This is a genomic window from Stenotrophomonas sp. GD03654 (genome assembly GCF_029845105.1).
Taxonomy (GTDB): domain Bacteria; phylum Pseudomonadota; class Gammaproteobacteria; order Xanthomonadales; family Xanthomonadaceae; genus Stenotrophomonas; species Stenotrophomonas africana.
Genome location: NZ_JAOCLC010000034.1, coordinates 1 through 13,895, shown reverse-complemented (window position 1 = coordinate 13,895; position 13,895 = coordinate 1). Strand labels below are relative to the sequence as shown.

Genomic DNA, 13,895 nt, shown 5'->3' with positions numbered 1-13,895 from the left:
ACGTTGCCTCCACAAGGGGCCTGCAGTGGGCATAAAAAAGACCCAGGCGGTGCCCCCGCCTGGGTCTGAAGTTGTATCCCGATACCGATCCTGCTGAGAGGCAGAGCTGCGGTTCGCTGAAGGCTACGCCGGGGCCGATTAAAGGCGTGTTAAACCAGGCCTCATTCGCCCATGAGAATCGCAAGCGATTGAACGATCAGGGCTTTTTAAGCTTCTCGACGTGCTCGATGATGCGTGTCGCCACGTCCACCCCACAGGCGGCTTCGATCCCTTCCAGCCCCGGCGTGGAGTTGACCTCCAGCACCAGCGGGCCACGGGCGGAGCGGATCAGGTCCACCCCGCATACCGACAGGCCCAGCGCCTTGGCCGAACGCACCGCCACCTGCTGCTCGGCACGGCTGGCCTTGGCGGCCACCGCCGTGCCGCCGGCGTGCAGGTTGGAGCGGAAGTCACCTTCCGGCGCCTGCCGCTGCATCGAGGCCACCACCTGGTCACCGACCACGAAGCAGCGCAGGTCGGCGCCCTTGGCCTCGCCGATGAACTCCTGCATCAGGAAATTGGCATACAGCCCGCGCAGGGCCTCGACGATGCCACGTGAAGCACTGGCCTTCTCGGTGAGGATCACGCCACGCCCCTGGGTACCCTCGTTGAGCTTCACCACGTGCGGCGGCGGGCCCAGCATGGAGAGCAGGTCGACGGTGTCATCGGGGTTGTCGCCAAACACCGTGACCGGCATGTCGATCCCCTTGGCCGCCAGCAACTGGTGCGCGCGCAGCTTGTCGCGCGAACGCAGGATCGCATCGGACGGGTTGGGCGTGCGCGCGCCCATCAATTCGAACTGACGCAGCACCGCGGTGCCATAGCGGGTGATGGAGGCACCGATGCGCGGGATGACCATGTCCACGCCGGTCATCGGCCGCCCCTTGTAGTGCATCGAGAAACCATCGGCGGCGATGCGCATGTAGCAGCGCAGCGGATCCAGGATGCGCACGGTGTGGCCGCGCGCGCGCGCCGCCTCGACCAGCCGGCGGGTGGAATACAGGGAGCTGTTGCGGGACAGGATGGCGAGCTTCATCGCGGCAGGATCGGGCGGCAGGCGCGCAGCATAGCGCGGGCGTGTGGCGCTGCGATGATGGATGTACTCAGAGCCGCTGGCGCAACAGTGCCGGTGTCAGCTGCGTCATCTTCAACGTCAGCTTCCGCAGCGACGTTGCATTGGCATAGCCAACCCGCTCGGCCACATCCTCCACCGAAAGATCTGTCCGCTCCAGAAGCCGCTGAGCCGTCCGCATCCGTACCGTCTGCACCAGCACCCGTGGCGAACTGCCGGTAACCCGATGGACGCGTCGGGCCAGGGTACGCGCCGTCAGGTGCAGGCGCCGCGCCGCTTCTTCCATGCCCAGAGCATGCGGCAGGCTGGTTTCGATCAACGATTCGAAACGGCGCACGGTGTCGTCATCGTGGTCGGCATCCTGCCAGGCCATGTAGCGCGCCTGGGTGGTGCGGCTGTCCACCAGCAGGAAACGCATGACCGCCTCGGCCACGTCACGCCCGGAGTACTGGCGCACCAGGTGCAGCATCAGATCCATCTGTGCCATTGCTGCCCCTGCCGTGGTCAGTCGCCCCTCCTCTGCCACCATGCAGGCCGGATCCAGCCGTGCCTGCGGGAAACGCCTACGCAGCAGGCCCGCCAATGCCCAATGACTGGTGACACGACGGCCGTCGAGCAATCCGGCCTCCCCCAGCACCAGCACCCCCGAACAGCTGGCGCACACCCTGCCCCCGCTCGCGTGGAAGTGGGCAGCCAAGCGTGCCAGATGCTGGGCATCCGGCATGGCCAACCGGCGCAATGCAATACCGTCGGTGTAGCGGGCATCCAGTCCACATGGCTCGTGCCCGTTGGCATCGAGCATGCCGTCCAGCCCCAGGCTGGGGATGACCAGTACGCCGGCAGCCCCATCGCTGATGCTGGACAGCGGATCGGCCTTCAGCGTCATGCCATTGCTCAACCGCAACTGGCGACGGCTGCCTGCTACTCGCCAGCGCAGCGCCGGCTGACCGAGGCGCTCGGCCGAGCGATTGGCGAAATCCAGTACATCGAGTGTCGCGCCCACGCTGGCGGCCAACGTCCCGTCGAGCACCGCGATGATGAACTCAGGTTTGTCCATTCTGGATTGTTTTTTGTCAATCAAGACACCTCACAGTGTAGACCAGCAACGCTTTAATAAGTCACGCGGTCATCACATCGGGGGCTTGAGCAATGCAGACAGAGCCACGCAGCACGGTGTTGATGGGCTCGCCTGCAGTACTGCCATCACTGTGGCCAGCCTTCGCCCTGTGCCTGTCGATGGCGGTTGCCAACGGCCTGGGAAGATTTGCCTACGCACTGTTGCTTCCCGCCATGCGCGAGGATCTGCAATGGACCTATGCGCAGGCGGGTTGGCTCAACACGGCAAATGCGCTCGGCTATGTGCTTGGAGCAGGCACCGCCTATGCGCTTCTGCACCGGGTCAGCGCACGCCGCTTGTTCCAGGCAGGCCTGGGGCTGTGCGTGTTCACTCTCGCCGTGACCGGCGCCAGCGGTGCCCTGCCCTGGCTGAGCACCCAACGCGTGCTCAACGGCGTCGGCGCTGCCTGGGTCTCGGCCTGCGGCAGCACGCTCGTGCTGCTGCACTACCGGCATGCACCCAACCGTCGCGGAGCGGCAACCGGTCTGTTCTTCGGAGGCGCCGGCATCGGGATCATTGCCGCGGGCCTGGCCGTGGCGCCGCTGCTGGCCATCCATGGGGCCGCAACCTGGCCAACGGCGTGGCTGGTGCTGGGAGCCGTTGGGCTTCTCGCCTCGATATGGCCAATGACACTGGCCGGCCGGATACAGGAATCAACCGCCGTCACTGAAGGCCACGACCCTGCGCCGCTGCCACTTCGGCACCTGGGCGCCTGCCTGGCAGCCTACTTCTGCTGGGCCGGTGGCTACATCATCTATCTCACTTTCATTTTTGCGTGGCTGCGCGACCACGGACTGTCCTGGCAGCAGGGCATCGCCGTGTGGACGGTGCTGGGCATCGCAATCCTGTGTTCGGGAATGCTCTGGCGGCGCGCGCTGGGTGCATGGCCTGGCGCGCACGTGCTGTCAGCGTGCTGCGCGGTGTCACTGCTGGGCACGCTGGCACCGTTGCTGGGCGGCACGACGGGCCTGTTTGTTTCCGCTGCGGTGTTCGGCTCAAGCGTCTTCATCGCTGCAGCCGCCATCGCGGTCCTTGTCCGGCAGAACCTGCCTGCGGCGCGCATAGGCCGCGCGATGGCCCTGTTCAACCTTGCCTTCGCCGCCGGCCAGGCCATCGGTCCTGTGGCCGCCGGCGCAGTGGCCGATCGTACCGGTCTGGATGGAGCGCTATGGCTCAGTGCCGCGCTGCATGTCGCCGCCGTCGCCCTGCCGTGGGCGGCACGCGCCCCGCGCGGCGCCGGATGAACCTCACCAGCCTCCAAGGAGCTCCGTGTGCGCATTGTCATCTCCCCGCGATTTTCCGAAGTCGATGTGCTCGGGCATGTCACCAACACCGCGCTGCCGGTGTGGTTCGAGCATGGCCGCCTTCCGATCTTCCTGCATTTCAGCCAAACCGGAAACATGCGCGATCTCAGTCTGATCCTGCGCCGTTACGAGATCGACTTCCTGAAACAGATCCGCGCAGAGCACGACGTCGAGATCGACACCCGCATTGATGCGATCGGCCGGTCGTCCTTGTCCATCGTGCAGAACGCCTTCCAATGCGGCCAGCAGGTCGCCAGCGGACGCTGCGTGATGGTCCATTTCGACTACACCGCCAACGCTGCGCAGGAGATCGACGGCGCGCGACGACGCGCCCTGTCGATCTTCTTCACCGAGGAGTACGCCCAATCACTTGCGATGAAGGAACCATCATGCTGAACAAGACCCACCGCGACACCGAGAGCTTCCTGCGGCAGATCCAGAACGTGCTGCCCGTGTTCGACAGCAATACGCTGCCGCAGGAGCCGCTACCCAAGGAGCGCAGGGCGCAGCTGATGGACGAGGGCATCTGCCTGCCCGCTATTCCGGTGGCGCACGAGGGGCGGCACAACCACCGCGAAATGTGCGAAGTGATTGAAATGATGTCGGAGTACAACCTGCCGCTGGGCATGTACACGATGATCGTAACCGTGCTTTTCCTGCGCAACGTAGCGCTCAGCGGATCGTCCCGGCTGCAGGCAGAGGTCTTCGAGGACTTCCTCGAAAACCCCGTGATCGGCGGCATCGCCTTCACCGAGCCGGAGCATGGCTCGAGCCTGTCGCGCATGAAGACCACCTACGAAGAACAGGATGGCAGCTACTACGTGCGGGGCAGCAAGCATTGGCAGGCCTTCAGCGCACAGGCAGACTGGTGGATCGTGTGCGCCCGCCAGTACGCCGGAAAACAGTTCGGCTACTTCGTGCACCGGCGCTCGGACGGTGGCTTCGTTACCACCGAGGTCTACGACAGCCTTGGCCTGAAGAACCTGGGATACGGGCTGAACGAAATCGATATCCGGGTCGCCCCCCACCGGCGGCTCGACAAGCGTCGCACGGGACTGGGGGATACAGCCGAGATCCTGTGCGCGTCGAGGTTCAGCAAGGCGGCCATGTCCAGCGGCTTTCTGCGCCGTCTCTACCGGGAAGCGCTGTCGCAGACGCAGAACCGACAGATCGGCGAAGGCTCCCTGTATGACATCGGATACGTGCGCTACAAAGTGTCGCGCATCCGCAACCACTACGTGATCTGCAACGCGCTTTACCACCACCTTCTGCTTGAAGAAGACTACACCTGCGATATCTCCGGCAGCATGTTCGCCTCCCTGGCCACCAAGGTGCTGTCGTCGGAACTGATGCTGGATTCCGCCATCGACTACCAACAGCTGTGCGGCGGAGAAGGCTACCGCACCGGCGCGGACAACATCGCTGCACACGCCCTGCTGGATGCACGGGTGTACACGATCTTCGATGGAACCAATGATCTGCTGTGCCAACACCTGGCAGACATCGCCCTGCATGAGATGCATGTTGGCGGGTTCGCGAATCTGCGCGACGTCCTGCAGGCCAACCCCTACAGCCGCTTCGCTGCGGCTCAGGCACCCCAGTTCGACGACATCGATACGCAGCACCTCAGCCAGGCAGGCCGGGTTGTTCTGGGGCGGATGCTGTCGCGGGTCTTCGGGCTGGACTGCCTGGTGCGCTGCGCACAGCGCCTGCACCAGATGCCCGGAGCGGGTCTGGTGGCGCGCGACCACGAGTCACAGGCACGCTACGACCGTCGCGACATCCGACAGGCGTCAAAACTGCTGATGCTCAATCTCAATGCGCTGCGGGAAGAGCTCGATTACGTGCAGAGCGACGCATAGCATGAAACAGCGTCGATCACGGGCAGCTGTGGCAGGACCGCGTGGCGCAGCAACGTGGAAACTACACATTGAACCACAGGCTGTGCGGAACCTCGGAGCGTCTGATACTGGCCCGGACCGCAGGATGGAGCGGGCGAAGGGAATCACCCAAGGCAGCCAACCCATTGATTAATAAAGATTTTTTCTGGTTATTAAAACCAGAAGTGGCCTCTGAATGTACCACATCACCCCTCTTGGCGAAAGGCATAAATCCACCGCCTTCTGCTGGCAGCTACCGACAGCCACTGCGATCAGGAAGGGAGCGCTTTTGCGATCTGCAGTGCCCTGCGCTCGAACCGTTCGGAAACAGGGTTCGCTTGCCCCTGGGGCCTATGCAGGTGCGCCACGATTTCGTAGGGGCCGTCGTCCAGTGGTCGCATGCTGACTCCCCATCCAGGGGCGTGCTTGATACGCGATTGTGCGGATACCCCGACACCGTAGCCGGCAGAAACCCATAGCGCCATCATCTCGAAGGAAGTCACGTACTGAAGGTTCTGCGGGTCAGCAGGCAGACGCGCGAGCAGCCGACGATCCAGCGAAGAACAGGTCTCAGCCTCCCAGCGAAAGATCGGATAGTTCTGGAGGTCGGCGATGGTGAGCGATGCCTGCTCAAGCAAGGGAAGCCTCAGCGGTATCGCAACGGCCATGTGCTCAATCCACAAGGGCTGGGTTTCCAGGGCCGGATCGCTCGCTCCTTGAAGCGACATTCCCACGTCGTAGCGGCCTTCACGAAGCCCATCAAGCAGCTCGTCACCTGCCACTTCAAAGAACGTGATGCTGACCTCGGGTTCTTCCGCTCGTTGCAGCGCGAGCAGCGCCGAGAGCTGAGATGACGATACGCCTGGCGCAATCGCAAGCCTGAGGTGGGCGGGTTGGCTGGTGATGTTGTCCACGGAGAACCTACAGAAGCGACGAAGCAGGTCAAGGGCAAACCAGCATCATAGTAAAGAGAGAAGTTTAACGTCTATATATTTAACGTGGTTAATTTAAGAGGATTGTTTGACGCTTCTGTTGATGCAGAAGCTTACTATTCAGCCAGGTCGTCCACCTGGCACACCCACATATGAATCCGAACCAGCATTAGCTTTCGGGCGGGCCGTGCGTGCCGCTCGCGTCGCGCAGGGGGTCGCTCAAGACGATTTTGCGTATCAGGCGGGAATATCGCGTTCGCACATGGGCAAGATCGAACGCGGGGAGCATGTGCCGACGCTGCCTTTGATACTGAAAATCGCTGCCGCACTCGGGATAAGCGCCAGCGAATTGATGGCCGCGACTGAAAAGAACCTCAGCGCGGGCAGTGAGCCGCAAGATTCGGCATAGCGGTCGTAAGTGTCTTTTCGGATATTGGCAGCGCAAGCTGTCGCAGCCAACGGCGCCGGGCGGGTGCTTAGCCCGACAGCGGAACACTGGAATGCCTCTTACGTATCGACAACCACAACATTAGCCACAGGGATTTTCTGGGAAATAGCAGCGTAAAGATCAACGTCCGTCTGCTGGGTCTGAATGGATACCACCAAGCTATATCGCGCCGGCAGGCCATAACGTTCCAGCGCAGGCCGTGTCCGCCACCACCCAGCCGAAGGATACACAGCAATGAAGCCACGGCTGGCCAAGTCAGCCGCCGTACCTTTCCAGACATCCTGATGCAGCGAACCACGATGCCGCTGCCGTTCGCCCAACAGCCAATTGGGATCTGAGGGGTTCACAGGGTCACCCTCATCCTCGCGCTGCGCTGCCGCATTCACCCGTGCGACAAAATTCTCGGTGGATGCATCAAGCGGACGCTGCACATCAAATCGCAGGCGATGCGAAGGGTAGTGATACTTTGATGCAACACCACGCGCTGATGGATTGGGTTCGATGAAGTAGGAGAGCGTGATGCGCATCTCGACGGGCGTGTCCTGCAACGCCTCCAACTCATCCTTCGGCCAAGGCAAGGAGTGCAGATTCATGTCGCGCGTCACGATGCCCTTGCCCTGAACCTTTGCATAAGGATGCACCACGTCTTCAACCAGTAGGGTCAGCGAGTCTCCCGCACTCCAGAGCGCGCGGTTCAAGTCCGGGGTTCCCCAGCCGCAATGGCGAATCAGGTGAACGTAGTCGTCCTTGTTGGGCGCTGCGGGCAAGAACATCCCCCGCATGGCCTCGCTCCATTGCGCCGAATGTACCAGCAACGCACGCACGGTTTCAGGTCGGAGGTGCGGATAGGCCGCCATGATCTGCGCCGCCATTCCCGCGCACAATGCCGATGCGGCACTGGTGGCATTGCTGGTAGTGAACAAGCGATCCAACGGCTGGTTATGGGTCGTCAACAAGTTCAGGCTGGCCATGCCTACCGCCCCCAGCTCATCCTTGGCTGCATTGCCTCCTTCCAGCACCACTTCGGGTTTCAAGGGCCATGCGCGATCCCACGTCCTGGTTGTTGTCGTGAAAGGGCTGAGGCCGCCGGCTTCGGCAACGGGCTTCAAGGAAGGATGACCTTCCGTGTCGATCTTGTCGGTAAAAGCGCCCACCGTGATCGCGTTCCATGCCTGGCCAGGGTCATGCACGAGATTGGTGGAAAGGCTATCTGGATACCCCGCCCATGCATTGGGGTCGCGCGTGTTGCCGGCGGACAGCACGAACAGACGCGGGCTTTCACCGACCCCATCGGTATCCGCAGCAAGGCTATCGACGGCAGCAGACCACGAGGAAGGACGACCACGATCACGGTAGTCCGAGGCTGTCACCGCCGAAGCGAACACGCGCGACCGATTCGGAGCGGAGATTTCAGGCCGCGCAACGCCTTCCATGAAAAGGTAAGCATGGTGGCGCGCATCGCCTTCATTCGCACCTTCCGCCGGTATCAGCTTGACTGACTCCAGCCGATGAGGGACGTTGATCGAATCCGCAGACGCCAGGGCGTCTGTGAGATCGCCATAGGCAGCCAAGCCCGCCAAGCCAGTGCCATGATTGGCCTCATCATCCACGCCCCAGGCCGGCTCCACGGTATGCAAATCGCTCGCATCCATCAACGGCTCCAAGAGCGGATGCGCGCGCGTCACGCCGGAATCCAATAAGCAGACTCGCGGAGCGGTGTCGCCTGATGGCCTCAACTGGGCGCGATGCAGCAAGTCGTCCGCCCACTCCCGTTGTTCACTGATGCCCATGCCGTCGAAGAACTCGGCCGTCTCCTTGGCGTAGCGAAGTTCAGCGACACAGTTCAGCGTCATCACCGACCGCGAGAACTGCTGCTGCGACCCATACATCAACAACACCGTGCGTTCGGGAAAATTGACCTGCTTGTCACTGACGACACATTCCGCCAATCGAGCAAGCTTCTTGAAGTCCTCTACAACGACTTGCCGCTGCCCCGCCCCTCGAACCGGAAGCCATACCTCCCACCAGAAGGCGGTCGCAAGATCGTCAGGCAGCAGTTCGGGAGCGTCAGTCCACAGAGCCCTGATTTCTGCAGTTCGGATGGATTCGATGGCATCCAACAGCTTCCGGTGATCGCGCGCTTGACCGCGACTGTCCTTCTTCTCCTCCAGATAGTCGGATATGTATTTCTCGAAGTGCGCCAGCTTTCCATCAGGAACGAAGACATTGGCGAAGGTCTGGTTGCCTTCGCGGCGAACACTGAGAAGTTCAATGTTCCTGGTTTCGTTCGCCAAGCTCTCGAATGCCAACTCGACATCAGGTTGGCTGGAAAACTGGATTTGCAAGCCCAACCCGCTTTCCAGTTGCAGGTCTCGCTGACCTTGCACCGCCTCTGCTGCAGCGGGCTTCAAGTTTTCAACCTGGTCGCGAAGGGATGCACCGTGCTGCTGCCGGGGCAACGTCGGCACGCTGCGTGTCGATCCACCGCCAGCAGAGTGCGCTTTGAACTCGACGGCTTGAGATGTGTCTCGAAGAATGAAATGTGGGCGCTTAGCTTGTAGTTGATCCGGCATTGCTCGGTGCGACCTTCTTGTTGTTCATTCTGAGGTTCAATTTGCGGCGCTCATCGAAAGCACGTGTCAGCACATCTGCTTTTACGCGCTCCTCGTCGTGCATCACGGCTTCCTTGATGGATTCATCTACGGCACGTCTGATCTCCGCGTAGCTCAAGCCTTCTGCCTTGGCTGTGATGGCCTTGAGCGGAAAGGGCTTGGGCGCGAACTTCCCAAGCCGCGACTGGATCAGCTTGGTGGCCTGCGGCGCGCTCGGGAGCCGATACTCGATCACGTCATCAAATCGGCGAAAAAGCGCGTAGTCAAGGATCTCAACATGGTTCGTTGCTGCAACGATCAAGCTATGAGATTGGTCGCTCTCGATCATTTGCAGAAAACTGTTCAGTACCCGCCGAATCTCACCCACGTCATTGGCCAGCCCTCTTTGTGAGCCGATGGCGTCGAATTCGTCAAAGAAGTAGACGCCTCGCACATCATTGATGGCATCGAATATTTGACGCAGCTTGGCGGCGGTCTCCCCCATGAACTTGGTGATCAGTGCATCCAGTCGAACGGAGAACAGCGGAATGCCAAGTTCACCGGCCAACACAGAGGCGGTCATCGTCTTGCCGGTGCCCGGAGGCCCGACCAGCAGCAGTTTGCGTCTCGGCGACAGGCCATGCTCGCGGATGCGCAAATGATGCCTCTGCTCTTTCATGATGCGACCAAGTTGTTCGGCCATCTCCGCATCAAGCACCATGTCCGACAGACGATTCTTCGGATAGGAAACCGTCAGCAAGTTTGCCAGCTCACCGCGAGGACGGGCCAACGGCACCAGTTTGCCCTCGGGGCCACCCGGCGAGACACGGGCTTTTGCCGCGTCGATCATGTCGCGGAGATCTTCGGCAAGCTTGCCGTGACCTACCTTCGCTTCACGGGCCGCGACCTGCATGGCAACAGAATAGAAATGCTGGTCATCCCGCTCGATATGGGATTTCACCAACGCCTTGAGTTGTTCGGCATTAGCCATAGTGGCCTCCCACCTGCGCTGTCATGTTGGCCGATGCTCCCAGTGATGCCAGCGCAGACTGCATTAACTGATCGGCGACGTGCTCGTCTATCGCACCCAGTTCGCTTTGGTCGGCAGCCAGAACGAACAGCAGGCCGACAGGCACATGCAATGCCTCGGCAATTCTTGTAACCGTCGAAAGTGTCGGGTCGCGCTTATTGTTCTCAAGCATCGACAAGTACGACACGGAGCAATTGGCTCGGTTCGCAATGGTGCTTTGAGAGACGCCCCGTTGCGTTCGGCACAGTCGAATGGCTTGTCCAACATTCATGGCGCTTGCTTTCTCACGGGTTGCGACGAGCGTAAGTACCCTGGAATTTTACCACCAGTGAACATTATTGACGAGACTTCTCCTCCGGATACCGCACTGGCAGGCTTCAGGCAGCCAGTCCTGGCCGCTGCGGATCAATCGTCCGAGTGCGCGCGCAGGCGCGCGATGAATCGCTCCACCGACACCGGCGAGTCCTCGCCGGCGGGCCGTAGCAAGTAGGTCGTGATGACTGCGGAATCCATGGCCAGAGGGCGGATCACCACGTCGGGGCGCAGGCTCGCCGCGATCCTGGTTTCGGTGATGAAGCCTACCCCGTAGCCGGCACCGACCAGGGTGAGCATCATGTCCAATGACGACACGTGCTCGGCGACGTCGGGTGGACGCTCCAAAGGCCGCAGCAGCCGCGCCAGTTCACGATGGTAGCCTTCGCATGCCTGCGGGTCACATAAGACCAGTGGGTAGATCGCAAGCTGATGCAGCGGAACAGCCTTGTGTGAAAGTAAAGGGTGCCGGGCGGGCACGGCTACCACCAGCGGATCGTGCCAGAGTGGCTCGGTAACGATGTCGTCGCCGACTTCCGCCGTGTGCGCAAACCCGATCGAGAAGTCACCTGAGCGCAAACCACGCAACTGATCGGCCAACGGCACTTCGGACAGGCGAATCTCGATCTCCGGCTCTTCCTCGCGGCAGCGGGCCAGGAGGGCCGACAGCCTGGGATCGATTGCGCCGTCGGACACGGCGATGCGAAGGCTTCCGCTCAAGCCCGCAGCGACCGCCCGGACGTTCTCCTGAGCCTGTTTGAGGACGGCGAACACCCTGCGCACATCTTGCAGGAACGTTGCACCCGCTTCGGTCAGTACCGTGCCTCGGCGGTTGCGCTCGAAGAGCACCACGCCCAGGTCATCCTCAAGCTCTTTGATGGCGCGGGACAAGGGTGGCTGTTCGATATGCAGGCGCTCTGCGGCCCGTGTGAAGTGCAGCTCTTCTGCGAGAGCCACAAAGCAGCGAAGGTGTCGCAGTTCCATGGGCCGTGCTCCTGTTCCGTATCAGCGATCTATTCGCACCAGCTCTCGTCCGCAGTGACCTGCTGGATGCACGTCCAGTCCACGTCACTCCTGGCGCGCTGCGCTGGACTGAAGCGCCTGCCAGTCCACGCAGGATCACTCATTTGCATCTCAAAAATGGTTATCATAATGCAGCTAACTAGTGAATCAACTTAGATTTATAGACGTCTTTCCACGCAGACCATATACTTTTTGCAGAAATTTACACGAGCATTCGCTAACCCGAACGAGCCAGTCAGGATGCCCCACCAACAGCTTGCCGATCTCACCCAGCCACAGCGTGACCGTCTCGCGTTCGTGGAATTGCGTCTGCGCTTCATTGGGGAGATGCGCCGCCAGGACTTGGTCGCGCGTTTTGGTATCCAGTCCGCTGCCGCGTCCAGGGACCTGGCGCTGTACAAGGACTTGGCTCCGGGCAATATCGACTACGACGGCAAAGGCAAGTTCTACGTCCTGGGTTCGAGCTTCCAGCCGATCTTCGATTTCCCACCCGAGCGAGTGTTGTCGTGGCTGACCCAGGGGTTTGGCGACGGTGAACCGATGCACATCAAGGCGTGGGTGGCCAGCGAGAGCCCGTCCCGGCTCACTCACCCTGACCTAACAATCTTGGCGAGCGTCACTCGGGCCATTCATTACGAGTGCCCGCTCGGCATCGAGTACCACTCCATCTCCAGCGGTCGCACCGCGCGGGAGATCGTCCCGTTCGCGCTGATCGACAACGGCCTCCGTTGGCACGTCCGCGCCTTCGACCGGAAGTCGCAGGAGTTCCGGGATTTCGTCATCACCCGGATCAAGCGCCCGGTGGTGCTCAAGGGGCAGCCAGTGGCGCCCCACGAGATGAGCGACCAGGACATTCAGTGGACCCGGATCGTCGAGCTGGAGCTGGTGCCGCACCCGGATCAACCCCGGCCGGAGATCACCGAGATGGACTACAGCATGCAGGGTGGCGTGCTGCGGATGAAGCTGCGGGCAGCCACCGCCGGTTACATCCTGCGCCAATGGAGTGTGGACTGCACGCCCGACCACAGCTTGCGCGGGCACGAGTACCGGTTGTGGCTGAAGGACCACCTGGCCATCTACGGTGTGCGCAATGCCGTGCTGGCGCCGGGCTACCGCTCCCCTGATCAACAGCGGCTCGAAGCCGAGTCGGACTGAGGGAATGAGCATGCTCGCAAAACTCGAACGACTCATCGGCGAAATCGGCGACCTCAACAGCAAGTTGATCCTGCTGGTCGGTCCCAGCCGCAGTGGCAAGACCCAACTGCTGCGCCAACTCAGCGCCAAGCTCAACATCGAGCCGCTCAACGTCGGCCTGGAGTTGGGGCGCCGTTTGGCAGCCACACCGAACAACAAGCGCGGCTTCTCGGCAGGCGAACTGCTGCGGGAGATCGCGCAACTTGAACCATTCGGGGAACGAACTGAAGCCCCGCTGTTGCTCGACAACCTCGAGTTGTTGTTCGAGCCCAGCCTGCAGATCAACCCGCTTGACCTTGTCAGGCGGCTGGCTCACTCCAAGCGCGTCGTGGCCGTCTGGCCTGGCGAGCTGCGCGGCGACCGCTTGGTTTACGCCGACATGAGCCACCAAGAACATCGTGACTACAGCCGTGACGGCGTGGTCGTACTCGAAATTTGACGCTACGGGGAAGAGAGAACCATATGGCCAAGAACATGAAATACGGAGATCTGATCCAGTTCGAGCAGATCGAGTCAGTCATTCAGCTGCTCGATGCCGGGCGCCCGGACGAGGCCAAGAAGCTCGTCGCGACCTATGTCATCTCCGACGACATGGCCGAGCGGATCTCCAAGCTCATGGTTCCCCAGCTCAGTTTTGACGACTCGGTCGATCACAAGGGCGTGCTGATCGTCGGCAACTACGGCACCGGTAAGTCGCACTTGATGTCCGTGCTGTCGTTGGTGGCCGAAGACGCTGCCTACGCACCGATGATCCGCCACCCGAAGGTCGCCGAAGCGGTTGCCCCGATCGCCGGTCGCTTCAAGGTGCTGCGTATCGAGGTGGGTGGCCTGCAGATGCCGCTGCGCCAGATCATCACCCTGCAGCTTGAGCGTTTCCTCGAAAAGCTCGGCGTCGACTACACCTTCCCGACCGCCGGCGTTGTTGCATAAATCAACCTGCCGCAAGCTGTAGG

General features: G+C 61.5%; 14 protein-coding genes. 7 read left to right on the top strand and 7 right to left on the bottom strand.

Annotated elements, in window-relative coordinates; translation table 11 throughout:
• Window positions 1–196: 196 nt before the first annotated feature.
• Both rimK and N5J73_RS13515 read right to left on the bottom strand, forming a co-directional pair.
• Window positions 197–1,075 (bottom strand): 30S ribosomal protein S6--L-glutamate ligase, encoded by an 879-nt coding sequence (gene rimK / locus N5J73_RS13520; protein ID WP_005410807.1) that lies wholly within the window; start codon window positions 1,073–1,075, stop codon window positions 197–199.
• 67 nt (window positions 1,076–1,142) lie between these two features.
• On the bottom strand, window positions 1,143–2,168 hold the full coding sequence (locus N5J73_RS13515; protein WP_049447487.1) for a helix-turn-helix domain-containing protein: 1,026 nt from the start codon (window positions 2,166–2,168) through the stop codon (window positions 1,143–1,145).
• Between the two features lie 122 nt (window positions 2,169–2,290).
• On the opposite strand from N5J73_RS13515, the gene N5J73_RS13510 reads away from it, so the two are divergent.
• Genes N5J73_RS13510 through N5J73_RS13500 form a run of 3 tightly spaced genes read left to right on the top strand, consistent with a single transcriptional unit; the run spans window position 2,291 to window position 5,394 of the window.
• A complete protein-coding gene (locus N5J73_RS13510) occupies window positions 2,291–3,472 on the top strand; it encodes a YbfB/YjiJ family MFS transporter (RefSeq protein WP_049447488.1) in 1,182 nt (393 codons plus the stop codon).
• 27 nt (window positions 3,473–3,499) lie between these two features.
• Window positions 3,500–3,928, top strand: a complete 429-nt coding sequence (locus N5J73_RS13505; protein ID WP_049447489.1) for a thioesterase family protein — start codon at window positions 3,500–3,502, stop codon at window positions 3,926–3,928.
• Window positions 3,922–5,394 (top strand): acyl-CoA dehydrogenase family protein, encoded by a 1,473-nt coding sequence (locus N5J73_RS13500; RefSeq protein WP_049447490.1) that lies wholly within the window; start codon window positions 3,922–3,924, stop codon window positions 5,392–5,394. The genes N5J73_RS13505 and N5J73_RS13500 overlap by 7 nt, the downstream gene beginning before the upstream one ends.
• A gap of 290 nt (window positions 5,395–5,684) precedes the next feature.
• Here N5J73_RS13500 and N5J73_RS13495 read toward each other — a convergent pair whose 3' ends face one another.
• A complete protein-coding gene (locus N5J73_RS13495; protein ID WP_003158902.1) occupies window positions 5,685–6,326 on the bottom strand; it encodes a substrate-binding domain-containing protein in 642 nt (213 codons plus the stop codon).
• Window positions 6,327–6,447: 121 nt separating this feature from the next.
• On the opposite strand from N5J73_RS13495, the gene N5J73_RS13490 reads away from it, so the two are divergent.
• Entirely contained in the window at window positions 6,448–6,753 is a 306-nt protein-coding gene (locus tag N5J73_RS13490) for a helix-turn-helix transcriptional regulator (protein WP_003158903.1), read from the top strand.
• 98 nt (window positions 6,754–6,851) lie between these two features.
• Here N5J73_RS13490 and N5J73_RS13485 read toward each other — a convergent pair whose 3' ends face one another.
• The 4 genes from N5J73_RS13485 to N5J73_RS13470 form a co-directional block, all read right to left on the bottom strand.
• Complete coding sequence (locus N5J73_RS13485) at window positions 6,852–9,260, bottom strand: S8 family peptidase (RefSeq protein ID WP_279941073.1); 2,409 nt, start codon at window positions 9,258–9,260, stop codon at window positions 6,852–6,854.
• A gap of 82 nt (window positions 9,261–9,342) precedes the next feature.
• Window positions 9,343–10,374: an AAA family ATPase gene (locus N5J73_RS13480; RefSeq protein WP_279941072.1), complete on the bottom strand. Its 1,032-nt coding sequence runs from the start codon at window positions 10,372–10,374 to the stop codon at window positions 9,343–9,345.
• Entirely contained in the window at window positions 10,367–10,684 is a 318-nt protein-coding gene (locus N5J73_RS13475) for a helix-turn-helix transcriptional regulator (protein ID WP_023464296.1), read from the bottom strand. Before N5J73_RS13475 ends, N5J73_RS13480 begins: the two co-directional genes overlap by 8 nt.
• 134 nt (window positions 10,685–10,818) lie before the next feature.
• Window positions 10,819–11,709: a LysR family transcriptional regulator gene (locus N5J73_RS13470; RefSeq protein ID WP_023112390.1), complete on the bottom strand. Its 891-nt coding sequence runs from the start codon at window positions 11,707–11,709 to the stop codon at window positions 10,819–10,821.
• 279 nt (window positions 11,710–11,988) lie between these two features.
• On the opposite strand from N5J73_RS13470, the gene N5J73_RS13465 reads away from it, so the two are divergent.
• Genes N5J73_RS13465 through N5J73_RS13455 form a run of 3 tightly spaced genes read left to right on the top strand, consistent with a single transcriptional unit; the run spans window position 11,989 to window position 13,872 of the window.
• Window positions 11,989–12,903, top strand: coding sequence for a WYL domain-containing protein (locus N5J73_RS13465; protein ID WP_114249778.1), 915 nt, complete (start codon window positions 11,989–11,991; stop codon window positions 12,901–12,903).
• 4 nt (window positions 12,904–12,907) lie between these two features.
• Complete coding sequence (gene brxF / locus N5J73_RS13460) at window positions 12,908–13,381, top strand: BREX-3 system P-loop-containing protein BrxF (protein WP_114249777.1); 474 nt, start codon at window positions 12,908–12,910, stop codon at window positions 13,379–13,381.
• A 23-nt stretch (window positions 13,382–13,404) separates the two neighbouring features.
• Window positions 13,405–13,872 (top strand): DUF6079 family protein, encoded by a 468-nt coding sequence (locus N5J73_RS13455; RefSeq protein WP_235924374.1) that lies wholly within the window; start codon window positions 13,405–13,407, stop codon window positions 13,870–13,872.
• Window positions 13,873–13,895: the final 23 nt, after the last annotated feature.